Origin of the sequence: Paenibacillus sp. HGH0039 (assembly GCF_000411255.1) — a bacterium.
GTDB lineage: Bacteria > Bacillota > Bacilli > Paenibacillales > NBRC-103111 > Paenibacillus_F.
The window spans coordinates 74,488-100,831 of the sequence record NZ_KE150412.1; the positions used below are offsets into that span (position 1 = coordinate 74,488).

The window sequence follows — 26,344 nt, forward strand, 5'->3', positions numbered from 1 at the left end:
TTGATGACCGGTACCGGCTTCGTTCACCAGAACGTTTCTTTCTGCCCGCGCAGTTTCGCCAGCGCTTCAACGAAAAAATAGTCGCCGTAGATCAACCCGGCGTCGATATTTTTGTTCGCAGGGAAGTTGCCGGTCCCATGCAGTAAGATCGCTTCGTCTTTGTCCCCCCAGACAGCGTAATGCTCGCACAAAGACTTCAGAATCCGCCTCGCATTGACTCCATAGCGTTTGCCGGCCGCCTCCTCTTTCTCCAGCTCGGACAAAAGCAGAAGTCCGCTCGCCGCAATCGCCGCTGCCGACGAATCCTTATGAACCCGCTCTTTGTCAGGGAAGCTGTAATCCCAGGGCGCCACATTATCCTCAGGCAGATGAGCCAGAAAAAATTCGGCGATCCGCCTGCTTCCCTGCAAATAGGCTTCGTCTCGCGTATAGCGGTAGAGGAGCGCCAGTCCATACAGCGCCCACGCCGACCCTCTCGACCATGCCGAATCCGGGGCGTACCCTTGACCGCCCAGTGCTTCGATCCGTTCACCCGTTTCCGGGTTGAACGCAACGATATGACAGCATGAGCCGTCCTCGCGCACAAAATGCCGAAGCACCGTATTCGCATGCTCAACCGCGATATGCCGGTACCTTGGATCGCCGGTTACAAGAGACGCCCAAAGCAGCAGGCTCAGGTTCATCGTGCAGTCGATAATCGCCCAACCGGCGTTACTCCGTGAGCCGATGCCTGATCCTTCATTCCAGGCGCGGATGAACTTCCCTCTCACATTGAATCTTCCCGCCAGCCAAGATGCTACTTTCAGCGCTCGGATTTTCGAAAGCGGATTGCCCGTCAGTTTGTAATTCGCGACTGAAGACGGCATCCAAATAAAACCGACATCATGATGCAGGTTGACGAAGTCATCTATACCCGCATCCAGTTTTTGCTCGCATCGTTCCGCCGTGACCCGTAGCGTCTCATTGAGCGTATCCCGGTAAACCAACCACAGCAGTCCCGGCCAAAACCCGGCCGTCCACGCATGGGATCGGGTACGGTCATATGAGCCTTCATGAGATACATGAACGAAGTTGTCGCCAATGGAAGCATTCAATCGGATGACTTTGGCAGCCGCAAACTGCCAAGCTTCCTCCACCCAATTCATTTCTGCATCTGTCGAAGACATTTCATCTCACCTCTTTATCATTTTCGGTGCGTTTGAAAAGGTCCGTAATGGGACAAAAACCGTTCATAAGCATCCTCCGGAACTGTCAGCATATCTGCCGTATCCCGCATATGGGCTCTAAGCGCGCTCAGCATCGAATCGATTCGGCTGTGTTGTTCCGGAAGAAACGCAAGATTGCGCATCTCAAGCGGGTCGGATTGCTGGTCGTAAAGTTCGATAAACAGTTCGTCTTTAAACATATCGACAATCAATTTGTAAAACCCCTCCAGGACACACCGCTGAAAATTACCCCGAGCGCCGTTGCCGTCAAACTGGATAAATATCCGCTCTCGGTCGAGCCGTTCCTCTTTTCCGTCAATCAGCGGCATTAACGAAATGCCGGATACGTTTTCCGGGGCTGCGATTTGAAGATAATCGCATAGCGTCGGCAGGACATCGACACCGCTGACGAGCGCGTTGCTGCTGCGGATCGCCGGAGAAAAGCCGCGCGGAAATTTGAGGAAAAGAGGGGTGCGGACCGCTTCTTCATACATGCACATCTTCTGCCAAAGCCTATGGGAGCCGAGCATCTCGCCATGATCGCTGGCAAAAACGATCAGCGTCTCGTCGTAAATCCCCTCCTGCTTCAACTGTCCGATTACCTCACCGACACAATGATCCAGCAGCGCCGTCAGACCCAGATAGACGTTCCAAATACGTTTCCACTCCCGGCGAGAATACGTGTTTCCGAGCAGACCCGGCAAATTGTACAGCTGCAGAGGAGATTGATTATCGCCCCATTCACCGACATTGTCTGGCAGTTCCGCATCTTGAATCATGGAATACCACGGTTCGGGGATGTTAAAAGGCGGGTGCGGCGCGACAAACATCGCGGTAAGCGCGAACGGCTTGCTCCTGTCGCGGCTCCGAATCGCGTGAAGACAATCTTTCAGAATAAAGCCGTCATAAAAATAGTCCAAACCCTCCTCGTAGCATCCGGTTGCCGGAATCGAATAATTCCGCATGCGTGTGACGGCGCCATAAACTTGCTCGGGGACAGGACCTTGATAAGCTTTGCCGCCGGGTTTCGGCTTCCCCCGCTCTTTCAAGAACGCTTCGTACCGCTCTTCCAGCGGAAGCCAGTGCGTCTTGCTGTCATGAACATGCTCCGGCTTCACCTCGGCAACTAAATGCTGCTTGCCGGTATGCCAGCTGTCCCACTCGCTTTCCAGCAAATCATACCAGTGCGTATGATCTGCACGAACGTTGCCGTGCCGCCTCTCTTGTTCCGTCCACGCATTAATGAGCGAACCGGTCACGTTGGGATATTTCCCCGTTAAGAATGAGCCTCTGGCGGGAACGCATAACGGGGAGGCGCAGTAGGCTCTCGTGAAATCTACGCTTTCTGCACGGAGCCGGTTCAGATTGGGCGTGTGGCCGCCGAAGGCATCCCATCTCAATTGATCGGCCAAAATGAGCACGACGTGAGGTTTATCCGGTTTACCGCTCAATCCTCGACACCTCTCTTCAACAGTCACAACACTCTGAAATACTTAAATTCACATTGAATTACTATGATATAGCGAATTAGACTCATCATAAGGCCTCGCCCATTCTTTTGTCAACATTTAAACTATCTTTGAAATCTGTTAGTATGTAAGTAAACTTATTTTACTTGCATGTTCGAACATGAAAGGAATGGCTTATGGAAACTATTCGCAAAGTTGTGGATCAAAAAGGCAGCAAATCGGCGATTATTCAAACCCTTCGCCTCTATGGTTCGATGTCCCGGATCGAATTGGCGCAGCGGACGGAATTAAGCCGGGCCACGATCTCGATGTCGATCCAGGAACTTATCGAGCTGGGCATTGCCCACGAAACCGAAATCCGGCAATCGACAGGGGGCAGACGTCCGACCGATGTAGAGCTGATGCCGCATACGCATCTGGTGCTGGGCGCTGACCTGAATCAGCATGGCTGGATGCTGGGCGCTTTCGATCTGCTGGGCAACACGGTGGACAGCAGGCCCATCACTTTCAGCCGGCTGACACCGGAAGCTGCTTTTCGCGCCTTGGTTGATGAATTACCCGCCTTTATTTCAAATCTTGACAAAAGCCCGATGCCCCTCCTCGGTATTTCCTTGCCCGGCATCGTTGATTCCAATCATGGCGTTTTGCGAAGCTCGGCCGTGCTCGGATGGCAGCAGGTCGAATGGGGCCCCCTTTTCGAACGGGAGCTCGGATGGCCGACAACGCTCATTAACCGCAGCAGAGCGCGAGGATTATCGGAGTGCCGCTACGGCTCGGGGAAAGAACACCGGCATATGATCTACATCGGGATCGACGCCGGAATCGGCGCGGGCATCTATGTCGACCGCGAATTGATTCACGGCGCCATTGGCGGAGCCGGTGAGATCGGCCATACGACCGTGACCGACGATGGGCCCCTCTGCCCTTGCGGCAACACCGGCTGCTTGCAAACCTTGTCGGCTGCACAGGCAATCGAATTGGAAGCACGCAGGCTGCTTCGTTCGGGCGCCGCTTCTTCCCTGCAGCCGCAGACCGACTCGGACCTGCAGCTGCTGCGGGCCGAACATGTTTGCGCCGCCGCTGAGCACGGCGATGAGCTGGCAGCGCAAATCATCGAGAAAGCCGGGTCTTATTTGGGTACGGCTATGGCCAATCTGGTTAATCTGCTTAACCCCGAAGCCATCATCCTGGGCGGCCCCATCCCTAAAGACAGCACTTTGTACGTGAGAACGGCGGAGAAGGTCATGCGACAGCGGGCAATGAGCACGCTCTCATGGGATACCGAAGTGAAAGTCGGACAGTTCAAGGAGATCGGCGGTGCGCTCGGCGCGGCAAACTTCATGCTGGATAAACATTTGTCGTTCTCCTATCTGGCGCCTTAAAACAAAAAAACAGGAAGACGCCTAAAGGCTGCGTCTCTCCTGTTTTCCGGTTAGCGACCGGCGTATAATCGTTCCAAGGCATCGGCCGACTTGTGATCGCCATGTCCGCGCAAAGCGCTTATCCATCCATCCAATGTGACGTATTTCCAAGGTCCGGATTCAATCACTTTTTGCAGCGGATCGTCGAAATGCCCGTGCTTGCTTACCTGCCGATGCTTCCACTCTTCGAGCCGGCGGTCCATTTTTTGAACAATTTCGGGGTATTGCCCGGCTACATTGTTCGTTTGATGGGGGTCATTTTCCATATTGTACAGGCTGACCGGTTCGAAGGTATACAATCCTGAATGGTAGGTTCGGATAAAATACCAAATCGGGTCGCGAACAGCCCGTTGGCACGTATAGAGGGCATGGTCCATGATCAGGTAATCGCGACTCTGCCAAGGTTCATCCCGCAGCACCCGTAAAAATGATTCCCCGTCCCAACCGGAAGGAACCGTAAGTCCCGTCAGTTCTGTCAACGTCGCTATGACGTCAACATTGTAAATAAGGCCGTCCACGACCGTTCCGGGTTTGGTGACGCCCGGCACTCTCATAATCAAGGGAAGATGGTGCACGGATTCCGTCGCACTGGCATGTTCGGCATAAATGCCGTGCTCGCCCATCGACTCTCCGTGATCGGCGCTAATGATAAAACAAACATCGTCCTCAATGCCCAATTCCCGCAGCGTTTCAACAATCTCTCCCACATGATGATCCATATAGCTGATGCCGCCGTCATAGCCGTTCAGCAAATGGACGAAATCTCCCCTATTTGAAATTTTGCGGGGCATTGTGTCGGGAAACGAAGCGTCCGTATGTAAGTAAACGGCAGAATGAGGGAACCTGTCCGCTTGATGCTCGGCGATCCGCTCCTCCGACGGGAACGCTTTTGCGGTGCTTTCATCCCACTGAGCGGCATATGACTCGGGATACGTGTACAGCGTATGCGGGTCCCAGTACTGCACATGAAGAAAATAGTCCTCTTCCTTCCCATGGCGCTTCAACCAAGGAATGACCGCCGCATTAACTTCGTCGGCATCTTCATTGCCTTCCTTCAGCGTATGGGTATGTACTTCATTCCAGCCTGCAAAGTACCACCAGGCATGATGGCGGTCCCCGAACGAGGAGAAGGTAACGGTTTTATAGCCTGCCTCCCGCAGTCTGCGAGTAAAAAAGGCATACGGCTCGCTGTGATTCTCACCTTCCGGGTAGTAAAAATCATATCCGGGTCCCCAATGTGTGAGCGCTCCATGATTAATACCGAAGCGCCCGCTTATAAAACTTGCCCTCGACGGCACGCAAGGAGACGATGCGCAGTAGCAATGATTGAATCGCGCTCCTTGTGCCGCTATCGCGTCTATGTTCGGCGTCGTCTTGCGATTGTAACCGTAACATCCCATATGATCGGGCCGGAGCGAATCAATATCCAGATAAATAATACGCACAGCTTCACCTCAAGTCATTAAAGTATATTATTTCGATTGGAAAACAATGATTTAAATTATTGTTAATCATATAGCAAAAACAATTCTATTACAATATTATGATTTAATAGAAAGGGCTAGCTTAGACCCACTTATTAAACTTGCCTCATTGGGATAGCAAAAATATAGACAAGCAGATAAAGAGGAAACCACTCCTGATCATGGAGTGGTTTCCTTCATGTAACTTCTCTACAATGAGAATATTTTCATCTCTCATCTATTATTTCCTAAGCTTCATTCCGTAAAAATTTCTTTTGATTTCCACTTACAAAATTGTCGAAGGAGCACAAGGTCCCCAAGTATTTGTACCGCAGAAATATCGAGGGTGGACTGAATTTGATATTGGCATTTTGATCAAAAAATTCCCTTTCCCTTTATGCAATCTGCGTAATAACAAGGTGTGCGGAAACTGGCCTTGTTCCTCCAGCTAATGGAGTGATTGTGAGTGCCGCGGCATTGCCGGCAGGATTTCGAACTGTGATTACTGAATTGATGACCGTTGTTTGCACAAGAGCTAATCCTACTATTTGAGAAGTACCTGTTGCACGCCCGACCACCGTATAAGCCAGGTCAGCGCCATTGAGTGTCAAAATGAGTTGACCCGGTTCGTTTACACCTACCTGAAACAAAACCTGATAAGTGCCGATATTAGCCAAGTTAAATGAGCTCGCATTTACACGGGTAATTTCAGTCCCGCTGATTGGACCGTCTTGCGGAAAACTTACATCCGTGTTGGGAGCAACAGTTGCTGCATTATCAGGAGGCATCAAGGCAAAAAAATCTGCAAAGCCTATTACTCCACTTGCCGGCCCTGCGGGTCCCGCTGGACCCGTCGCTCCTGTTGGTCCTGTTGGTCCTGCTGATCCTGCTGGTCCTGTCGGTCCTGCTGGTCCTGCCAGGCCAGCTGCGCCAATTGCTCCAGCAATTCCTGCAATTCCCTGAGGGCCTAGTGCTCCTACAAGTCCTTGTGGGCCTATTGCGCCAATTGCTCCTGCGAGTCCCGCAAGTCCCTGGGGACCTAGTGCTCCTGCAAGTCCTTGAGGACCTAATGCGCCAATAGCTCCTACAAGTCCTGCAAGTCCTTGAGGGCCTAGTGCTCCTGCAAGTCCTTGGGGGCCTAGTGCGCCAATCGCTCCTACAAGTCCTGCAAGTCCCTGGGGTCCAAGTGCTCCTGCAACTCCTTGGGGTCCGGCTTGTGCAATTGCTCCCGCGAGTCCTTGAAGTAATTGCTGTCCTGTAAGTCGTCGATTTTTAATAATCACTTTAGTCCGAGGACACTTGACTCGCACAATTTTTTTAATAATTCGAATATGACATTTCTTTCTTTTTCTTTTCGGAGGACAAACAATTATGGTTTTCTTCTTGCATCGCTTTTTTCTATCAAGACAACTCAACAACGACACCTCCCTATAAAGATGGTACAGTGTACGTGAGTCGTTTATTTTAGTCATGGACTAATAGCTTGCTATTGGCTAGACTAAAAACTATCTTTAGAATATTGGGTTTATGGTAGGGTAGTGTTAGACCATCATTTCCCTACACTCTTTCAGCATTGTCACAACCGAGAAAATGGTTCATCTTTGCATGCATCCATTAACAATTTGTCACGAGTCCGTTCAATAAAGCATAAGCAATTCAAAAAAATCCTCCACACCCTTTATGGGGTACGGAGGATTTTTTGTTAGATGTTAATTATATCCTTTTATACCCGTTTATTTATAGCTACCGGAAGGCCACTCGCCGCCGAGTCATTGGCTGCAAGTGTAACCTCGAGGGTTTTTAAGGCTTCGTCATAAGGAGCCAGAATAAGTTCTGCATTTCCGGTTTTCACCGCATCAATAAAAGCATGATCCTGCTGCCGGTAGAAATCGCCTTTGCCAAGGTAAGTCGTTGTCTTCCCTTCTTCTGCAATAGTAAGAGACGCTCCCTCCAAAGTGAGTCTAAACCCTCTGCCCATAATCTCAAGGGAGGAACGGTCATCCGGCTGCGGAATAAACCCCGTGTCGATATGGCCTACGGCTCCCGATTCAAACACCATGTTAACCGAAGTCACATCCGGAATCTCAATCCCCGATGAATCTTTGAAGAGCAGCCTGGCTGAATCGGCGCTTATTTTGCGCACGCCGCCTGCCAGATAGATCATCAAGTCGACATTATGCGTCGTCTGTTCCACTAGCTGGCCCCCTGATTTCGCCGGATCTCCCCACCAGGGCATAGGCGGGACTCCTCCGAAGCGATAAGCGCGTACCATTGCAATGTCTTTACCCGTCAGATATGTTTTTGCCTGCCGGACGGATTCCAGGTAACGGAGGCAGTATCCGGATCCGGCGAGTATGCCTGCTTCCCGGATGACCTCCGCTTTGCGCCGGACTTCGTCCAGATTAAGTCCCAGCGGTTTTTCCACTAGTAGATGAATCCCTCTTCCCGCAGCTTCCTCTTCCATGCTTCCATGTGCAAAGGGCGGAACACAGATAAACAGCGCATCCAAGTTCTCGTTCTCGAACATCAAACGATAATCCGTATAGGCAGCAGCCCCATACGTCTTCGCGGCCTGCTCGGCGTTCTTCGCCGCAATATCGCAAATGGCGACAAGCTCTGCCTCTTGGTGGTCATGTATATGCTTAAAATGCTCGGATGCGATAATGCCGGCCCCAACGACTCCTACTCGTACCATGTTCATTCCTCCTCTGATTCAATGCGGCTTTCTGCCGATAATCACATCGATATGGCGGGCAGTGTCATAAATAAGCTGGTCCGGAAACCCGGAATAAGCATCCAGCTCTGCTGTAAGGCTGTCAACGAAACCGATCTCTTCCAGCGCCTCACGTACTGCTGTCCAGTTGACATCTCCAGACAGCAGCGGGACGAAGCCCTGGTAATTGCCCACACCCGTTTTGAAGTCTTTGACATGGACTTTCTTAATCCGGGAACCGAGCGTCTTGATCCACTGCTCCGGTAAGCCGAACGCGAGAGTATTTCCGACATCAAAGTATGCACAGACGAACGGACTTGCAAATTCATCTATATACCGGACCATCTCAAGCGGGCTCCACAAGAATTTGTTCCAGACATTTTCCACGGCCAAACGTACCCCCGTGTCTTCCGCTTCTTTTACAAGAGGAGCTAATTCGGCCCGGGAGCGCTGCCATACTTCCTCATAAGACGCATCAGGGCAAACCCGGCCAGGCACGATAAGAATCGTGTCCACGCCAAGCTCGGCAGCGAGATGAATTTGCCTGGAGATGGAGTGCACTCCCTTGGCCCGTATGAGCGGATCCGGAGAACTGAGCGGAAATTTGCCAAGCATTTCGGTAGACAACGAGGATATACTGAGCCCGTAAGATCGGACCAGCTCTCCCGTTTTCCTGGCTTCGGCCGGCGTTGTGTCCATCGTGAGTCCCACTCCCCCGGACGCATATAAATTAAGTTCTACGGTATGAAAACCCGCCTCAGCGCTTACCTTCAGCACTTTTTCGAGAGGCGTTCCCGGCGGGAAACACCACTGATTAATTCCTTTCTTCATACGACACCTCCTGTACATGTATTCTGCAGCGGACGCCGTGTTGCAGGAACGGAGGCGGCGCCCCGTCCCCTCTGTTCCCTTACTTCAGACTTGCCGACCATTTCTCCGCACGGGCCTGAAGATCATTCAAGAATGTCTGGACATCCGGTGCGCTGCCGGAGGCTGCTTTGGATATATACCCGTTCACAGCGGGAACGATGTCGCTCATAAAGAACGGGTTCGCTTCATCCATCAGCTCCGAGTGGCCTACCTCGGCAATTTTCAAAGCTGTTTTAACGAACTTGTCGTTAGCGTCAACGAAATCGGCGTCTTTGAGTGTCGGGGTGTAGGCATAATTTTTATACAGGTACTTTTGCGTTTCGTAACCGGACAAGAACTTAAGCACTTCCCAGGAAGCTTTCACGTCCTTTGCGTCTTTTGCCATGACGAACGGGTCGACAGCTACCCAGCCTTCGCCCTTGGGCCCCAGATTCATAACGGGCTCAAAGCGGTCGAGCAGAGCCTGATCTTTTTTGGAACGGAATTCGCTCATGGTCGATCCGCCTGTTCCATCGAGGTGAATGGCAATATTATTTTTGGCCAGGCCGAAGTTCTCCGCTCCCTGCGCATTGACGAAACCGGCCGGCGGCAGTTTGGCAGCTTCTTTCAACCATTCCATTACCTTGGCCATTTCCGGTGTGTTAAGTTTCCATTTCACCTGCTTAATGTCCTTCAAATTCCCCTCGGCTCCCGGTGCCCCGAAAGCATGAGTCAGCGCTACGAACGTGGAACCGTTCAGCGTATTTCCGCTCCAGTAAAGGCCGTAGTTCTGCTCGCCTGTTTTGGGATTGTTCCCTTGCATCTTCTTGGCCTTCTCCAATACTTCCTGTGGAGTCGGTTTCTCGGAAAGCGGCTGTACTCCCCACTCTTCGAACATCTTTTTGTCATACACCGTCAAGCGCCTTCCGAGTACGGACGGTATTCCGAACTGTTTGCTGCCGTCAGGCGATTTGGTACTGTAAGAATTGTTCCATATTCCCTGCAGATACATATCCGGTTTAAAGAGCGGATCTGACTTAATCAGATCATCCAAATCACGAAGCAAGCCTTCCTGGTACCATTGGGATGCAAACGCTCCTCCGGTGTACAGGATATCGACATCTTTGGAAAGGAGCATGGCCGACTGCTTCGCTTTTACGTTTTCCCAAGGAATTTGGTACACTTCCAGTTTGAGATTGGGGTACATTTTGTTAAACGTCTGCTCCAGATACTGGTTCAGTCCGATTGTCTCATTGCCGGTCAGCGGATCGATTCCGTTCTCCAGCTTCCATCCGGCCAAGGCTACCCGCACGGTTCCCGACAGATCCGAAACCTTCTTGATCTCAGCCCCATCGGTCACATCGGCGCTTCCACTGTCCGAGCAGCCGGCCAGGGTGCAGGCAAGCATACCGGACAAGACAGTTAACATCACTTTCTTCATAGATTCATCCTCCGATCAGGTGGGTGGGAATAACGAAAAGGACTACGCGTGAAGGCGGGCACGAACGGCTTTATTGTTTGATGCCGGACAAGGCGATGCTTTCAATGATGTAGCGCTGAAGAAACAGATAAACAACAATGACCGGCAGCAGGCTCACAGTTGTAGCTGCCATTATGATGGAAGGCTGCTGGTTGATTCCGTTATTGTACGTAAACATCGCGAGTCCGATCTGGATCGTGTATTTCGATGCGGTTTTTAAAGCCAGCAAGGGCCATAGCATTTCGTTCCAAACGCCCAGAAAAAGCAGAATGACCATGGTCGCAATAATCGGCGTACACAAAGGCAGGTATACACGGCTGAATACGATGAATTCTTTGGCGCCGTCCAGCACGGCTGCCTCCCTCAAGGCTGACGGCAGCTGGTCGAAGAAGGCTTTGGCGAGAAAAGTCCCGAACGCGTAGTTAAGGGCGGGCAGATAAAACGCCCAGTACGTATCGATCAGCCCCATTTTGCTGAACAGTAAATATTGGGGGATCATCGTCATTTCAAAAGGAATCATCATCGTACTGAGTGCAAGCAGCAAAACGATGCCCGCCCCTTTGAACCTGATTTTGGAGAGCGCATAACCGGACATTAAGGCGGATAGAGCGCTTACGATAATAACGCCTCCGCTGACGACTGCGGAGTTTCCGATATAGCGCATCATCTTGATATTCGTAAAGGCAGCCTTGTAGGTTTTAATCGTGGGTTCCTCCGGCCACAGTTTCGGCGGAAACGTAATGTTGAGACGTGCTCCCCAATCAAAGCTCGTAACGAGCATCCAGAGGAACGGCACAATCATAATGAAGGACCCGAGAAACAAAATCAGCAAAAGTATCCATTGGTTGAACGGAACTTTTTTCCGTAAAAGCGGTGCCCGTGGATAAGCTGCAGGCGGCATCGTATCTCTCCTCCTTTTGCAGTGGCGTTCTGCCCGGATTGTTGGTCCGGGGGAAACTGGTCCTGCACTTCCCTTAGTCCATGCTGTCTTTTCGCCGGTTAACCATCATAAGTACAGTCGTTAGCAGCAGGATGATTACGAATAACAGGTAAGACGCTGCCGTAGCAAGGCCCATTTGAGCTGCCAGAAAAGCGTTCCGGTATATATAAAGAACGACTGTCATAAGACTGCCTCCGGGATTCCCGGCCGTCCCTCCAAGCAGCCATACATCGGTAAACCTCTTCATCCCCCCGATGGTTCCCATGATGAGCATAAAGCCAAAAATCGGACGCAAGTACGGGATAGTAATGTACAACCACTTGCTGTATGCGCTTGCCCCGTCGACTTCCGCTGCCTCATACAAATCCCTGGGCACACTTTGCAGCCCTGCCAGAAAAATAATCGTGTTGTAGCCGAGCGCGCCCCATAGGCTCATCAGTACAATACTGAAACGTGAAACGGCCGGATTCGTGAACCAGCCAACAGGATCTAGCCCGATCCAGCCCAGAACAAAATTCAAGAGCCCTTCTTTCGACGGAAAAAAAAGAAAGGAAAACAAGAGACTTGTCGCAACCGCAGAAACAACGTTGGGCAGAAAATAAACGGCTTTGAAGAAGTTTTTGCCGAACGTCCATCTCAGATTGTTGATCAGACTTGCCAGAATGAAAGAAAGCCCGATTCCAAGCAAGACCGACAGAATGCCCATGAGGAAGGTGTTTTCAAGGGCCTGCCAGAAAATCGGATCCTGAAGGACATACGTATAATTGCTCCAGCCTACGCAGTTGCCGGACAAAGTAAGACCTGTAGTTTGCTGAAAGCTCATATACAAAGCCGCAAACATCGGATAGATCGCGAAAACAAGCACACCTAGGATGAGTGGCGCACTAAACAAGTACCCCATCCAGTCGTTTCGGGTGAATCTTTTCCTATTGACTTGCTTGGATTTCCGATCTATAGATGTATACGCTTTCAAAGTTGATTTCGAGGGCAATGCTTCCTCCTCCTCTCTAAGTAAATAATCCCGACAGCTTGCCCATTTTTTAACGAAATGAGCCGTATTCTTTTCTAGCTATCTTCACGCCTGATTAAGGATAAGCCCCTCCTTTATATTCGTTAATTTTTCAGAAAATTTCGTTTTCATTTCCGTACATCTTATTAGGAGGTGGATATGAATATGAATATTTTCTTTTTGGTATTATTTGAAAGAATAATCCTCCAATTCCTATCCGAGAGAAGCGATATGCCTTGATTCCTGGTAAGTTCCTTCGTTGCGTCGTGAAGAATTGAGAAAATATATTTTGGCCTAAAAACAAAAAAGGAGCCCTTCCTTAATAGCAGGAAAGCTCCGAAAAAGTATAGTCTCACTTTTCTTTTTTTACGATCTGGTCCGTCCTTTTTTTAAAGATCAGCAGAATGCCTATACAGGGAATGAGATAATGTTCATGTCACGCGACATGGAACGACCCTGCACCTGCTTATCCTTTTTCCCGCTCCACTCACAATTTTACTCCGTACATCTTTCAGGATGGTGGCGAAGACCTTACCCTTCCCCATATAGGGTTAAATCTGCTGCTCTTTTTAACTTTTCACCCTCATTTTTTTGACCGCGTTTTCGGCAGCCTCCATAATCACTTCTCCCAATGTAGGATGGGGGTGAATCGTCATAGCCAAGTCCTCCACGGTTGCCCCCATCTCGATAGCAAGCGCAAGTTCCGATACGAGTGTCGATGCCTCCACTCCAACGATTTGTGCGCCCTTCACGATTCCAGAGGCCGGGTCCGCGACAATCTTGACAAATCCTTCGGGTTCCCTCAATGCCAATGCTCTTCCGTTAATCCCGAAAGAAGCTTTGCCGATCACAACCGGGATGGCGTTTGCCTTTGCTTCCGTTTCGCTTAAGCCGACGCTGGACAGCTCCGGATCCGAAAAGACGACGAGCGGCATGGCTTTATAGTCAACCTCGGACGTGAGGCCTGCAATGGCTTCTGCCGCCACCTTGGCTTCATAGGACGCCTTATGAGCGAGGGCCGGACCAGCCGTAATATCCCCAATTGCGAAAATATGCGGGATAGCCGTTCTGCACTGTTCGTCCGTCGCGATCAATCCCCTGTTCGTCACCGGCAGACCTATGCGTTCCAGTCCCAACTTGCCGTCCGTATTTGGTTTTCTGCCGATAGTGACTAATACATAGTCCGCTGTAACATGATGCTGCTCCTGATTTTTTGAATAATGCAGTGTAATTGAATCCGCATTCTGTACGACGTGCTCAGCTATCGCCCCGGTAATCATGTTAATACCATCGGCTTTCAACCGCCGGATAACCGGGACCACAAGGTCCGCCTCGAATCCAGGCAGTACTTGTTCTCCTCCCTCCAGAATCGTTACCTTTGTTCCAAATTTGGCATACATCTGCCCCAGTTCGACACCGATATATCCACCGCCTATAACGACCAGGCTGGCCGGAACCTCAGGGAGCGACAGAGCTTCTGTCGAAGACAAAACACGTCCTCCAACCGGGAATGCTTGCAGCTCAATCGGACGCGATCCTGTTGCCAGTATGGCGTACTTAAAAGAAACGGTTTGCTCCTGTCCGGATTGTTCGATAACAGCAGTATGTTCATCGACCAATCTAGCCTCTCCTTCCAGAATGCTCACACCTGCAGTATTTAATAAATAACGGACTCCGCCTGCCTGCTTAGTCACAATCCCTTGCTTGAAATCCTGAGCATTCTTAAATGACGCAGCCGCATCTGCCTGGTTGAACGATCGAAGCAAATCATAGCGATGCGATTCCGCAATTAATGCTTTGGATGGAATGCAACCCACGTTCGTGCAGACTCCGCCAAGCTGACCGCGTTCGACAATCGCCGTCTTCATACCAAGCTGTGAAGATCGCAGCGCCGCCACATAACCTCCCGGACCTGATCCAATAACCAACGTTTCTACGGATTCAAGCTTACTCATATCCCGATACCTCCAAGTTGAAGCCCTTTTATATGATGATGATCATAATATATTATAATCATCATATTTTAAAACCGTCAACAGCCGTGATTAGCCTTTCTTGAACGGCCAGTTACGGGGGTCCCCCTAAATTGACAGGTTTTATTATGACGCTTATAATATTTTGGAAACAGAATGATGAAGCAGCGGGGTGATTACAATGCCGTATCCCAAAGGCCATAAGACAAAAGTGCGGAATAAGATCGTAGAAAGTGCTGCCCAAGCTTTTCGCACCAAGGGGATTCATGACGTAAGCGTTCCGTTCATTATGAAGGGGGCCGGATTGACTCATGGAGGGTTTTATGCACACTTTGACAACAAAGAACAACTGGTTGCCGAAGCCTGTCGGTATGCCATCACCGATACGATCGCGCTTTTGCAGAAAGCCGCCGATCAGGAAAAACAGACCCCAAAAATCAATACGGTCATTGATTATTATTTAAGTACGTATCACCGCGACAAAACGGAGATGGGCTGCATTATTCCTGCCCTTTCTGCCGAAATCTCCCGTTCTTCAGAAGACGTCCGGGAAATATTCACCCATGAAGTGGAGCGGATGATTGCTTTTATCTCCAATCTTGCCGAAGTTGACGCGTCCAAAGGCAGCGCACTGTTCAGTACCATGGTGGGCTCTCTTGTTCTTGCACGGACTGTGAATGATCCTGAACTGAGCGGCAGCCTTCTCTCGGCGGGCAAGCATTCTGCCAAAGAACTGGTTAGGACCTTCCGTACTTGATAGATTCATGATCACGGCTGGACTCGTGTATCCTCTAACAGTCGGTGAAGAGCCGAATTATGTTTTGAAACGAGTAGCCTAACTTAAAGAGACAGCCCCCCAAGTTAGCGAAGCCGCTTCCTTCGCTGTCTCTTGTCTCCGGACATTGCTATGAAACATGCATCTATTATCCATTCTATAAATAATCTCCAAACAGCTCCGTTATGATCTCTTCATTCGGCTTTAACGAACCTCGCCATCCTGCCCAAGGCATCTCCATATCCGAGCGTCCTTTCGTATTATTCAATCGATCCTCACAGGAAGCGATATCTCCAAAATCCGTCCAAGTGTATGGGGTCAATGTTAAAAACGGATTCGGAATTACACCTACAATGGCCAGGGTATCTAAAATTCCCCGCTTGGTGTATTTGTCACCGCTTAAAATCTTGGCAGCTATTAAACGCTTTTCAAACTGGCCCGGTGTTTCGACATCGGAGGCAATTCGAAGCAAATCCATTAGTTTAGAAAAAGTTTGAACATCTTGCTCAGTCGGTTGCACAGCAGGCGCGTTCAAAAGATGGTTCAGATTGAGGTATGCGTAGTGGGGCTGAGATGTATAGGCATGTCCGATATAGAGGCAGTATTGAAAGTAAGCGTCATTTTCAAAGAGCGGCTTGTCTTTTCCCTGACAAACCCAGCAGCAGGCAAAGTGTCCTTGCTCATCGTAATTATGTATAGTCAGCGTATTTAATTTATGCCAGGCCGATAAAACGGAACGCCCTCGTGGATAACTTCCGCCAACCCCGGCAATGAAGGTTTCTATGCATCTTTTTTGGCTGAGAGCAGGGTTTTCTTTCAACGAAAGCAGCTTTTGCAAAATGTCATCATGATTAGTAAAAGCAACGACATCGTTGGAAATCCATCCATATTGCTCCAACATTTCTCGTTCTTTTTCTGACAATGCGCTTTCCGAATAGATGGAAACCGACCGCTCGCGGTCATAGTCGTAATTGTCGGAACGATATAGCTTTTTGAGTATACGCATGATTTGTGGAGTCATACAATCCATCCTTTCGCAGTTTTTTAGAGAGTGTTCAGTTTCCACTCCAATTGCTCGTTTCAGTTACAATAGCACGGGCCGGTATTTTTTCCAAGATGAAAAGCCCGCAAGCTAAATGCAGGCTCTTACATTTGGGGAAGGACAAGTTAAGTCTCCGGCAAATCCTTATGCGATAGAATCGCTCGCTTTTTCCCGCTTGATCCGCTCCAGCAAATCGTGCAGTTCGTCCTCCTCGCACCAGAAAAGCGGCTCCATCACATGCCGGATCCTGGGGCTTCTGACTAAGTCGAATTCAAGAAACGCAGGCGCAGTTTGAGTGTGCTCGTGAGCAGCTTCCTTTTGTTCGGACTGACCTGTCTTATTCGGGGCCGACAGAGCCATTTCCGGTGCACATGTTCCTGCTGACAAAAGAAGAATAACTTCCCTGGATATTCGGGTTAGTTCTTTCAGGAGCTTGGCCCGCACCTCGGGATGAAGCACTCGGATCATATCCGTCACGATACAAAGCTCAAACGTATTTGCCGGCAGGAAAGTGCGCAAGCCCAGCGAGTATTCGATTACCCGGGAAGGAAACTCTGCGCGGAAAAGTTCAAGCGTAGGCCGGTTATGCACATAGATATGCGAGACATCCATGTGTCTCACCAGTTCAGGATCATCGACTCCGATCAGCAGCGTATGGGACGATAAAGCTGTGCAGGCAGAGACCTTATCAAGCTCTTCGGCTGAATAGGCCGCAAGATCGGAGAGCTGCAGCGTATTCATTTTTTCAATGAATGCACCGTAGAAATGCCCCTGATACTCGGGAAACAGCTCCGTTTCGAGTTCCTTGAACTTGGTGTGCATCTGTATGCGGTTTTGGTAGTCCGAAAAAGCCTGCCGGTCGCCGGAAGAAGCGGACTCGTGCGGATAGTGAATCGCGTATGCTTGGCGGTCCGAGCGAAAATTCACTCCTTCCCGGTGCAATCGGTACGCGAAGTCGATATCCTCTACCCCCCAGCCCTTGTAGGATTCATCGAATCCTCCTATATCGAGTGCCGCTCGGGCCGGCACCGTAATCGCTCCCGAATATCCCAATTCCCACGGAAGCGCAAGCTGCTGAATGTCGTCCCGCATGTACAGGAAGAACGGCTCTCTGCGGTCTTTCCATACCGGAAGCTTGTTGAGCTTTACAGCGATTTCTCCAATATTGTCCGGCGTGATCCCCTCCACTACAGAAGTGTCCGTTACAGCGGGGTCCAGATCGATCCCGTACATACTGTGAAGGGTAACGACTGCGGGCGATTTCTCGTAAAGCGTGAAGATCCGGCTCACGAAATTTTGGGGCACCAGCATCCCCGCATCCAGAAAACAAACATATTCTCCGGCAGCCTCCCGGAGTCCCGTGTTTCTGGCGCAGGACCGTCCGGAATATTCATCGCGGGGCCGGTACATATACCGGAGCTTAGGTAAAACGGAACGAATCTGCTCGATATAGAAGGATGTACCGTCACTGGAGCCGTCATCTACGACGATCAGCTCCGCTTGCTCCGATTGAAACCATTCCGCGTCCTGCCGGGCCAAGTACTGCAATCCTTTATGCAGGAGAGGACCGCAGTTGTATGCCGGTATTACGATCGAGAGTTTCAACCTCTTCCCTCCTCCTAACGCCAATCGTTGTTCAGTGTCCGGTTGAATATAAACGCGCAGATTAAGACGCCGCCGACAGCCAGCAGCGCAATCAGCCCCATCGGCACATACAGCTCAGTTACTCCCGAGCCCGTCATCCATACCTGGCGTACGACCTGGACGTACCATTCCATGGGATTAATCGCAGCGATGAATTGAATCCATTTCGGCAGAAGCCGGATCGGCATCATAGCGCTCGACAGCATAATTAACGGCAGCAGAGTCAAATTCAGCACGGTGACGAATGAAACCGTCTTGCGGGTAAGAAGCGCCAGAATGTATGAGAACGAAGAAATTGCGACCGAAATCAGATAACCGAACAGGATAATCGCAAGAACGGACACGGTTGTCAAATTGCCGCTTGCGCCGATCAGAACGGAGATCAGCACAATCACAAGCGCCTGAACGACGCTCATTGCGGCCGAGTATGACAAATTTCCCAGGATAACAGCCGAACGACTGGACGGGGTTGAAATGATTTTTTCGATGACGCCGGACTGGATATCTTCAAGCAGGGCCATACCGGACCATCCCGACGCATACAAGGTTGTCATGACGACTACGCCCGGCGCAAAAAACAGCAAATAGTCGGCTCCGCTCTGCCCGAAGTCCGGGATGCTTGAAATCGGCGCCAGAATTTGTCCGAACAGCAGCAGCCAGATCAGTGGAGTGGACAAATTAAACAAGATATACAGCGGTTTTTTGACCGCATAAATATAATTGCGGTAAAACATGGAGCTGAAGTCATACCAGAACTGCTGCATTTTTATCATCAGCCAAGCTCCTTTTCGTATACTGAATCATGACATCGTCCAGGGTCGGCTGCGATATGCGTACGGAAGTCACGTGTAAATTTCTAGATGCGAACCAGTCAATCAACTGGCTGATATGCTTATGAGCATAATCGACCCAGAGACGAAGCTCCTCCCCGTTCTGACCGACGGAGATTTGCTGCAAGCTCATAAGCGGGAGCGCCTCTTGAATTTGCCGCTGCAGCAGCGATTCGTCGACCGCGGATATCGAAAATGAGAACGACAGGAAGATCTGGTCTCCTCCGACTTGGTCTTTAAGAACCTGCGGCTCGCCAATGCAGACACTATGACCGGAATCCATAATCATGATGCGGTCGCACAGCTTATCCGCTTCTTCCAGATAGTGCGTCGTGATGAATACGGTTGTTCCCCGGTTATGAAGAACCTTAAGCGCCTCCCACAACTGCTGCCGGTGCTCCAGATCAAGCCCGACTGTCGGCTCGTCCAGGAACAGGATCTTGGGACGGTGCAGCAGAGCCGAAGCGATGAACAGCCTGCGTTTCATGCCTCCCGAATAGGTGTAGAGCAGACGGTCCTTGACCGCCAGCAAATCCACCGTCTCCAGCGCATCCGAAATAGCGCGTTCCATCCCGGACGAACTTATGTGATAAAGCTTGCCGACCCATCTCAGGTTTTCATACGCGGTTAAGCCTTCATCCAGCCCGCCCTGTTGAGAAACGTAGCCGATCCTGCTCCTGATTTCGCGCGGCTGCTTTGCAATGGATTCACCGAATATCCGGATCACCCCGTCCGTGGGCCGGATTAAGGTGGTGAGCATTTTGAACGTTGTGCTCTTCCCCGCACCGTTAGGACCAAGCAGTCCAAAAACTTCGCCTTCGTTAACATCGAGTGTAACATCGTTTACCGCTCTGACGTTTCCCTTGTCATATACCTTGGTCACATGCTCAACTTCTATGATGGACATCGTTATCTCCCCCGCTTTTGCCTAAATTGCTCTGCGGCGATGCAGCTGCAAATCGATCCGGCAGCCTTTTCAGCAAGCGTTCTTCATCACGAATCAACTCTTCAAACTGTGGATAGAGACGCTCGTACTCCCCCGCGCTGTTTCTGAGAATGGCGAGAGCTACAAGGTGAGTAAATCTCGTCCACTTATTTGCGAGTGCTTCGATTTCCTTGCCGGCATCTATTCCCATTCCACGCAGGAAACCCAACAAATCCTGACGGCTTCTGAGAAGAATACGATGAAAGGCATGGATTTCGTTAACTTGCATCCTTATTTGCTCCGGAGGAATATGCTCACGCATCACTTTTAAGGAATCGGTGTAAATGCGGCCTTCGTGCAAGTTAAACTCCAAGGGATAATTTTGCACGGCAGACCGGTACAGCTCCAATTCATCCAAGCGGTCCATAGCGTTCTGGATGCTTTGTGTATCCTCGCATTCCCAGTACATGTAAGGCGTAAATTTCCCCGCTTGCCGGTAATTAAAAGCCGTATCCAGCATGAATTCAAGCTGTTCCGCTGAAACCATTGCATACTCGTTATTGTAAGGACTATAGACGCGGCAATCGCCCTTCTCCGTAAATTCCGTAAGCAGCAGATAGTTCCAGGAATCGCTGTCATAGGTTGTCGTCTCGAAAGGAGCGTGCTTGAGGTTGTGTGCGGCCGCAATAAATCCATGCTTCCCTGTATAATCCCTAGCGTAATTCACGGCCTGCTTGACATCCCGAAATTCGGGAACGACTGTGCGGATCACCGGGAATTCTTGCTGAAATTGTTCAATCAGGTCTCCGGGGTGAGGCCCCGAAAGCTTGGAATATCCGTGAACCACACAGTGAATAACCTGGAAATAATCCGGTCGGAGCAGCCATTTCTCCAGCGGAAACCGAAGCCCGTGCCGGATCGTCAGCTCGTTGTAAAAACAGCCCAACAGACAGTTGTAGGCGGGTTGAAGCGTCAAGGCGTCACACCGCCTCTGCTAGCTGATTCGAGCAGCCGCACAAGCCTCGGCGTTTTCTCCAGGGCGGTCAATTGATTCTGAATCCGCAAGGAAATTTCCGTACTCTTCCCCGCTAATCCTTCATGCAGCAGGGATTCGAAGCGTTCGCGAGCGAGATCATCCTCTCCGCATACGATTCCGAGACCGGCGCGCTCCATACAGAAGGCGTTGAAATTGCGTTCATACGTATCGGGAAAAAGCAGCCCCGGAACATGATGCCTCATCGCCGATACCATCATGGAATTGGAACCGGGCGTAATGCAGAGGCTCGAATGCGCCATGACGGTTTCGGACGGTACGAAAGGCTCGAAGCGAATCCGCTCCTCCGAAGACTGCAGAGGATGGTCCAGGAAAGCGGAATTGTACTTGCCGATGGCGAATACGGCGCGTACCGGATTCTTCTCAAACACGTTGTACATCATTTCGAACGTGCTGCGGGAATTGATACCGAAAGGGAGCGACGAGAGGTAAACAAATACGAGCGGCTCCTTGCAGGTGTGCTCCCATTGTTTAAACCAGCCCGGTTCCTCTTTGAATGCGTCCGGAACCAGCTGTCCGACAAATTCGGCTTCCGGCTCATACCGGAGCAGCTCGGGCTCCAGTTCTTTGCAGCTGGGCACAAGCAGCAGCTGACAGTGATCGAATAACGTACGGCAGACATGCTCCACGGGCGGCATGCCGTATTTATGGAGTACGCGGTTCCAGATATTGCGGACTCTTCTGAGAATGAGCTTGCGCCCGGGATGAAGATCTTCCAGTTCAATGTTGTGGGCCGGATGAAGGGGCCAATTGACGATTGAAGCGAGCCGGACGCCTTCGGTATGAGCCGAGATGGCGATCGTGAACTGCATATCGGCAAAAACCAGATCCGCCTGAAAGTCTCGGATCGTCGCCCTTTCCCGCTCAATCGTGTCGATCAGGTGAAAGTCATCCGCATGACCGGAGACGAAAATTAAATCTTCATAGGTGTGATAACCGAAGAACGGGAGCTTGTTCTCAATGTAGGCGGGCTTGGGCACAGACTCGTAGAAGCGGACCCCGCTCGGAAACAAATGACGAAAGGATGCTGGAGCCAGCACAGCAACCTCGTGTCCCGCCGCCGTTAACTGCTCGGCCGCCGCCATGCTTCTCACGGCGTGTCCGTAAGTTTCCGCCCAGTTGCTCGTTACCAGGAGTACCTTCATTTTCCCTCGGCCCCCTTCAAGAAAACGATCATTTCAGCTACTTTCGCAACCGTTTCCCCATTGACGGAAGCCTGGGCGTTTCCTTTTACAAACGGACCTTTATGACTCATGACCTCATAGAAAAGATCGAGTCTGTCGCCGGGCCCTACAGGCTTATTGAATTTGATTTCTTTCATGGAGGCGATCATTCCGACCGAAGGCGCTTGGTCGGGCTTGTGAATGGCAAATGCGCCAAGCTGCCCCATCGCTTCTGCAATGAAGACGCCGGGCATGATCGGTTCATCCGGGAAATGGCCCTGGAAAAACCATTCGTTGATCGATACATTTTTGTACCCTCTCGCCCATACCCCGGGCTCCACTTCCGTTACTCTGTCAATCAGCAGAAACGGATAACGATGCGGCAGTACGGATGTAACCGGAATTTCCATCGGACGACCTCCTGACTGGCGGTTGGATAAATAGCTGCTGCGACGTAAAATAAGGAAGAAAGCCGGAGATTTTCTCTGCTTTCATGGCTGTATGGCCCCCAGTTTATCCAGGACAAGCCGATGAATCCTGCGGATCGTACTGAAGTGCTCTAAATCGAGCGTCCGGTAATCGATGCTGATCCGGTACCGGCGTTCCAACTGTTCGATGAGCCAAATCAGCGAGAAGGAATCAAGCTGCAACGGCATATCCGATTCCACTTGTTCGTCCAGGGTTTGAAAAAGACCCGATTCTATGACAATTGACTTGATGTCAGCGATGTGTACCATGAGAAAGCTCCTTTAACAATTCTCCTCGCAGCAATTTGCCGGCAGCCGATAAGGGAAGCTGTTCGATTGCATGCAACTTTTTGGGGATTTTATAATCCGAAAGAACGTTCCGAAGCCAATGCGAGATGTCGTCAAGCGGCTCGGTCGCCGTTGGCTCATTCCACACGATGAAGGCTTCGATGACGCGTTCGAGAACCGGATGCTCGTAGTGCACGGCTGCGGCCTCTCGGATCAACGGATGTTCTCTCAGAGCCGCTTCGATTTCCTGGAGCGTGACTTTAAGTCCTCCGATACTGATCTGATCGTTGCTGCGGCCGGTCACCGTAAGAAAGCCGTGCTCATCGATGTGAACAAGGTCCTGCGTATATAAAATTCCGCTGGTCCCGTCTCCATCGGGGTCGGGTATCCAATTGTCCTGCTTCCCTGTATAAGGGCTGTTATCCAGACGGATCGCCAATTGAAGCTGCTCCTCGCTCCATTCGTAGCGGATATGCCGCGAGATTTTACCGAGGGAAGGCGGATGGCTGTCCGTAAAGTCAACCGAGATATAGCCGATTTCGCTCATTCCGTACTGCTGTCCGATCGGCAGGCCGATGCGTTCACGATATCTGCCGGCCAAATCCGCCGGGAGCGGCCCTCCGGAAGAGATTAGATACAGGGGCTTACCGCTCCGGACGTGACCGGATTGAGAGAAAAACTCCTCCATACGGGCTTCCATCAGCTTGTAATGGAAAGCCACACCGTACACATGCGATGCTTCGTAGCGTTCGATGGACGAAACGATTTCCTCTCCGTTTATGAAGTCGGGGAATGCGACGGTTCCTCCTTGCAGCAGCGTATGCATGGCAGCCGACATCAGACCCAGCGCGTGACTTAACGGAACCAGACACAACACCAGGCTGTTTTCACTGGGGCTTCCCTCTTCGCGGGCATAGCCGTCCCATTCATCCAGCAACGACTGATAGGTGCGTGTAATTGACTTCGGTGTTCCCGTCGAACCTGAACTGAACAAAGTAAGCGCTTCCCAACGGTTCGGAAGGAGTTGCTCCTCGCCCGTATTTTTGCTGTCGTATGCGACGCGATTACTATCTTCCCCGTCTCCCGCTGACAGGAAGAAGGGAACTTCCGCTTGAAAGAACGAAACGACCGGCTTGGGATTCCGGGACTCGGCACTTATGATCAGATCCGGTGAAAAGAGACGAAGACGAGCCTGCTTTTCGTCTTCTTTCATCCGCTGATCCAGCAGAAGAACGTGGTTGCGCTGCTGCCAGTTCGCCGCTGTCCATTCGAGCAGCGTATACGAATCCGGCAGGTCAATGGCAACCCGGCAGTTCTTCCAGCTCCGGTCGTCCAGCCATTTCTTTTTGTCCCCAATTCTGCGGTTTAGCTCGGCGTAGGACAAGCTCAGCTCTGACGACAGGAGGGCTGTTTTAGAGAGAGGCTTGAATGAGATCATAATCGCCCCACCCCTTCGGAAGGAACATAAAGACCGTAACCCCGGGCTGCATTACGCTCATACTTTTCGAGCCACGGCTCCAGAGCGAGGACGGGTTTCAGGCCCCGGTTCTTTGCCTGTTCCGCCGATTCGACGGCAAGCGAAATGACGCCCCCTAATGCGTTGGGGTCTCCTCCCTCTCCCGCGTGATCCGAAATCCAGTGTGAAGACCGGATGGACCGGGTATCGCACAGGACGAGCAGCACGAGATCCGCTTCGCCGTCCTCGATATAGTCCTTCGCCTGCCGGATCAGTGCACGCACACCTGCAGCCGTAACGCTGATACAGCTTAGCGGGCCGTGCACAGCGAGTTCTTTGGCGATGTATCCCATGACAGAACTCGGCACAGAGGGAGGGAACATGATCGGGCTGACTTTCCTGCCCTGCAGCAAATCCTTGCTCGTCTCCTGGAGCGTCATCATGTCGGTGAACAAGCTTCCGAGCAGGATCGCCTTGCGTGCCGGCTGGATATCCCGGGATCTCGCTTGTTCTGCCGCTTTCATCGCCGCATGGTAAATCAGCGGATTATACGAGGAGCGGACAAATCCCCGCAGAGGCGGGATGGGATCGTTTTCGCTCTGTTCGTGAAAACCGGTGACCACCACCTGCATCTTCCGTGTATCCAGTCTGCGCGACTGCTCTGAGATTTCCTTCATGATGATTCCCCTCCATTCCATCTGCGGAAAAGAAGTGTGCAGTTATTCCCGCCGAATGCTCTTGAGTTGGACATCACCACGTCCAGACTCTTCTGCCGGGAGCCCTCCGTCACATAGTCCAAATCCAGCCCTTCATCGGTTTCAACAAAATTCGCGGTTGGAGGAATCCTCCCATGAGTCAAGGCAAGAACAGAGATAATCGCTTCGACGGCACCGGTAGCTTCCAGCATATGACCCGTTGTCGATTTCGTGGAACTGACGGGAATTTTGCGGGCGTACTCTCCGAAAACTTGCTTGAGCGCATTCGTCTCGCTGCTGTCATTCAGCGGCGTCCCGGTTCCGTGCGCATTGATATAATCCACTTCTTCCGGTCTGCAGTTCGCTTGGCGCAGGGCAGTCTTCATCGATCTCGCCAGTCCGTCTCCTTCAGGATCGGGCTGCGTGATATGGAAACCGTCCGAGCTTAGGCCCCAGCCGATCATTTCTGCCAAAGGCTCGGCTCCTCTTGAAAGGGCATGCTCAAGTTCCTCCAAAACGAGAATAGCCGCGCCGTCGCCGATGAGAAGACCGCTGCGATGCTTGCTGAACGGACGTACGACTTCTTCCGCCATAGCCCGGCCCGAATCGAAATTATAAAAAACGATCGGGTAGAGAACGTTGATCCCGCCTGCCGCTGCGACCGGAGTTCTCCCTTTGCGAACCTGATCGAAGCCGTATCCGATCGCATTAGCTGAGGCCACGCACGCATTGGTAAAGGCAAGGCGTTCACCGGTGGAACCGATTATGCCGGCAACCGCCGCCGCCTGCTCGTAGGGATTGGAATCATGAATGGATACCGGTCGATCGCCTTCCGATCGCATAAATTCGGATTTTCTGTTTGCGAATTCCTCTGCCTCCCAGTCAGGCGAGAACTGCTCGTAATAGTTCAGAAGATGAGTGCCGTCTCCCAAATTTCCGACAGCCACTGCAGCTTTCTCCAGACTGCTCCGGTGATTCACCGGGTCGAGCCCGGCCATTACTAAAGCCCGCTCCGTGCAGTACTCTGTAAAAAACTTGTAGGAACGTTCTTCGACAGGCGCCTCACCGCCTACTTTCGTATAGCTTCTGGAAGTATCGATACTCTGCAAAGGCCGGAAACAATGCTTGCCCTCAAATACTTTGTCGAGAATGGGATCCTCCCCTAACCCGAAAGGGGTCACAACCCCGTATCCGGTTATAACGACACGTTTATCCATGAATCAGCTGCTGCCTTTGGATAAATTCATGAAGTTCCGCGATGTTCATCTTCCCAACCTTGTCGATATCGTCATCGGCCACTTTGAACTGAAATTCTTCTTCCAGGTTTACGATCAGTTCGAATAAAGAAATGGAATCCAGGCTGAATTCCTGGGCAATCGGTTCTTCCGGATTTACATCCGGCTTGACCTCAATGTTCATTTTCTCCTCACAAATGCGGGTAATGAGAGCTTTCATTTCGGTAATCGCTTCCATAAATTTTCCT

At 51.1% G+C, this 26,344-nt stretch carries 24 protein-coding genes; 2 read left to right on the forward strand and 22 right to left on the reverse strand.

The window, feature by feature from the left end; all coding sequences use genetic code 11:
* Positions 1 to 23: 23 nt before the first annotated feature.
* On the reverse strand, positions 24 to 1,166 hold the full coding sequence (locus HMPREF1207_RS00175) for a glycoside hydrolase family 88 protein (RefSeq protein WP_009673193.1): 1,143 nt from the start codon (positions 1,164 to 1,166) through the stop codon (positions 24 to 26).
* 17 nt (positions 1,167 to 1,183) lie between these two features.
* Positions 1,184 to 2,656, reverse strand: a complete 1,473-nt coding sequence (locus HMPREF1207_RS00180; protein WP_009673217.1) for a sulfatase family protein — start codon at positions 2,654 to 2,656, stop codon at positions 1,184 to 1,186.
* Between the two features lie 194 nt (positions 2,657 to 2,850).
* Between HMPREF1207_RS00180 and HMPREF1207_RS00185 the strand changes: the two genes are divergently transcribed.
* The gene (locus tag HMPREF1207_RS00185; RefSeq protein WP_009673191.1) at positions 2,851 to 4,056 is read left to right on the forward strand and encodes an ROK family transcriptional regulator; all 1,206 of its coding nucleotides are present in this window, start codon (positions 2,851 to 2,853) and stop codon (positions 4,054 to 4,056) included.
* A 50-nt stretch (positions 4,057 to 4,106) separates the two neighbouring features.
* Here HMPREF1207_RS00185 and HMPREF1207_RS00190 read toward each other — a convergent pair whose 3' ends face one another.
* From HMPREF1207_RS00190 to lpdA, 8 genes are all read right to left on the reverse strand, one after another.
* Complete coding sequence (locus HMPREF1207_RS00190) at positions 4,107 to 5,540, reverse strand: sulfatase family protein (protein ID WP_009673219.1); 1,434 nt, start codon at positions 5,538 to 5,540, stop codon at positions 4,107 to 4,109.
* A 413-nt stretch (positions 5,541 to 5,953) separates the two neighbouring features.
* The gene (locus HMPREF1207_RS28570; protein WP_016423338.1) at positions 5,954 to 6,973 is read right to left on the reverse strand and encodes a collagen-like protein; all 1,020 of its coding nucleotides are present in this window, start codon (positions 6,971 to 6,973) and stop codon (positions 5,954 to 5,956) included.
* Between the two features lie 308 nt (positions 6,974 to 7,281).
* Entirely contained in the window at positions 7,282 to 8,253 is a 972-nt protein-coding gene (locus HMPREF1207_RS00200) for a Gfo/Idh/MocA family protein (protein ID WP_009673225.1), read from the reverse strand.
* An 18-nt stretch (positions 8,254 to 8,271) separates the two neighbouring features.
* Complete coding sequence (locus HMPREF1207_RS00205; RefSeq protein ID WP_009673194.1) at positions 8,272 to 9,102, reverse strand: sugar phosphate isomerase/epimerase family protein; 831 nt, start codon at positions 9,100 to 9,102, stop codon at positions 8,272 to 8,274.
* Positions 9,103 to 9,181: 79 nt separating this feature from the next.
* Positions 9,182 to 10,561, reverse strand: coding sequence for an ABC transporter substrate-binding protein (locus HMPREF1207_RS00210; protein ID WP_009673209.1), 1,380 nt, complete (start codon positions 10,559 to 10,561; stop codon positions 9,182 to 9,184).
* Positions 10,562 to 10,631: 70 nt separating this feature from the next.
* Complete coding sequence (locus HMPREF1207_RS00215; RefSeq protein ID WP_009673222.1) at positions 10,632 to 11,501, reverse strand: carbohydrate ABC transporter permease; 870 nt, start codon at positions 11,499 to 11,501, stop codon at positions 10,632 to 10,634.
* A gap of 73 nt (positions 11,502 to 11,574) precedes the next feature.
* Positions 11,575 to 12,441 carry a carbohydrate ABC transporter permease gene (locus HMPREF1207_RS00220; RefSeq protein ID WP_231392049.1) on the reverse strand — a complete coding sequence of 289 codons (867 nt, stop codon included), beginning with the start codon at positions 12,439 to 12,441 and terminating at the stop codon, positions 11,575 to 11,577.
* Positions 12,442 to 13,118: 677 nt separating this feature from the next.
* On the reverse strand, positions 13,119 to 14,504 hold the full coding sequence (gene lpdA / locus HMPREF1207_RS00225) for a dihydrolipoyl dehydrogenase (RefSeq protein WP_009673223.1): 1,386 nt from the start codon (positions 14,502 to 14,504) through the stop codon (positions 13,119 to 13,121).
* Positions 14,505 to 14,703: 199 nt separating this feature from the next.
* Here lpdA and HMPREF1207_RS00230 point away from each other — a divergent pair, with 199 nt between their 5' ends.
* Entirely contained in the window at positions 14,704 to 15,279 is a 576-nt protein-coding gene (locus HMPREF1207_RS00230; RefSeq protein WP_009673203.1) for a TetR/AcrR family transcriptional regulator, read from the forward strand.
* A 175-nt stretch (positions 15,280 to 15,454) separates the two neighbouring features.
* On the opposite strand, the gene HMPREF1207_RS00235 is transcribed toward HMPREF1207_RS00230, so the two are convergent.
* The 12 genes from HMPREF1207_RS00235 to HMPREF1207_RS00290 form a co-directional block, all read right to left on the reverse strand.
* Positions 15,455 to 16,318 carry a hypothetical protein gene (locus HMPREF1207_RS00235; RefSeq protein WP_009673213.1) on the reverse strand — a complete coding sequence of 288 codons (864 nt, stop codon included), beginning with the start codon at positions 16,316 to 16,318 and terminating at the stop codon, positions 15,455 to 15,457.
* A gap of 165 nt (positions 16,319 to 16,483) precedes the next feature.
* Positions 16,484 to 17,944, reverse strand: a complete 1,461-nt coding sequence (locus tag HMPREF1207_RS00240) for a glycosyltransferase family 2 protein (protein WP_009673189.1) — start codon at positions 17,942 to 17,944, stop codon at positions 16,484 to 16,486.
* Between the two features lie 14 nt (positions 17,945 to 17,958).
* Complete coding sequence (locus HMPREF1207_RS00245; RefSeq protein WP_009673221.1) at positions 17,959 to 18,756, reverse strand: ABC transporter permease; 798 nt, start codon at positions 18,754 to 18,756, stop codon at positions 17,959 to 17,961.
* On the reverse strand, positions 18,728 to 19,720 hold the full coding sequence (locus HMPREF1207_RS00250; RefSeq protein ID WP_009673197.1) for an ABC transporter ATP-binding protein: 993 nt from the start codon (positions 19,718 to 19,720) through the stop codon (positions 18,728 to 18,730). Before HMPREF1207_RS00250 ends, HMPREF1207_RS00245 begins: the two co-directional genes overlap by 29 nt.
* Positions 19,701 to 20,714, reverse strand: a complete 1,014-nt coding sequence (locus tag HMPREF1207_RS00255; RefSeq protein WP_009673229.1) for a hypothetical protein — start codon at positions 20,712 to 20,714, stop codon at positions 19,701 to 19,703. Before HMPREF1207_RS00255 ends, HMPREF1207_RS00250 begins: the two co-directional genes overlap by 20 nt.
* The gene (locus HMPREF1207_RS00260; protein ID WP_009673211.1) at positions 20,711 to 21,937 is read right to left on the reverse strand and encodes a glycosyltransferase; all 1,227 of its coding nucleotides are present in this window, start codon (positions 21,935 to 21,937) and stop codon (positions 20,711 to 20,713) included. The genes HMPREF1207_RS00255 and HMPREF1207_RS00260 overlap by 4 nt, the downstream gene beginning before the upstream one ends.
* A complete protein-coding gene (gene fabZ / locus HMPREF1207_RS00265; RefSeq protein WP_009673226.1) occupies positions 21,934 to 22,365 on the reverse strand; it encodes a 3-hydroxyacyl-ACP dehydratase FabZ in 432 nt (143 codons plus the stop codon). The genes HMPREF1207_RS00260 and fabZ overlap by 4 nt, the downstream gene beginning before the upstream one ends.
* A gap of 81 nt (positions 22,366 to 22,446) precedes the next feature.
* A complete protein-coding gene (locus tag HMPREF1207_RS00270; protein WP_009673190.1) occupies positions 22,447 to 22,692 on the reverse strand; it encodes a hypothetical protein in 246 nt (81 codons plus the stop codon).
* A complete protein-coding gene (locus HMPREF1207_RS00275) occupies positions 22,676 to 24,148 on the reverse strand; it encodes a class I adenylate-forming enzyme family protein (RefSeq protein WP_009673198.1) in 1,473 nt (490 codons plus the stop codon). The genes HMPREF1207_RS00270 and HMPREF1207_RS00275 overlap by 17 nt, the downstream gene beginning before the upstream one ends.
* Positions 24,145 to 24,843, reverse strand: coding sequence for a hypothetical protein (locus HMPREF1207_RS00280; protein ID WP_009673199.1), 699 nt, complete (start codon positions 24,841 to 24,843; stop codon positions 24,145 to 24,147). The genes HMPREF1207_RS00275 and HMPREF1207_RS00280 overlap by 4 nt, the downstream gene beginning before the upstream one ends.
* Entirely contained in the window at positions 24,840 to 26,078 is a 1,239-nt protein-coding gene (locus HMPREF1207_RS00285; protein WP_009673206.1) for a beta-ketoacyl-[acyl-carrier-protein] synthase family protein, read from the reverse strand. The genes HMPREF1207_RS00280 and HMPREF1207_RS00285 overlap by 4 nt, the downstream gene beginning before the upstream one ends.
* Positions 26,071 to 26,334 (reverse strand): acyl carrier protein, encoded by a 264-nt coding sequence (locus tag HMPREF1207_RS00290; RefSeq protein ID WP_009673196.1) that lies wholly within the window; start codon positions 26,332 to 26,334, stop codon positions 26,071 to 26,073. Before HMPREF1207_RS00290 ends, HMPREF1207_RS00285 begins: the two co-directional genes overlap by 8 nt.
* Between the last annotated feature and the right edge of the window lie 10 nt (positions 26,335 to 26,344).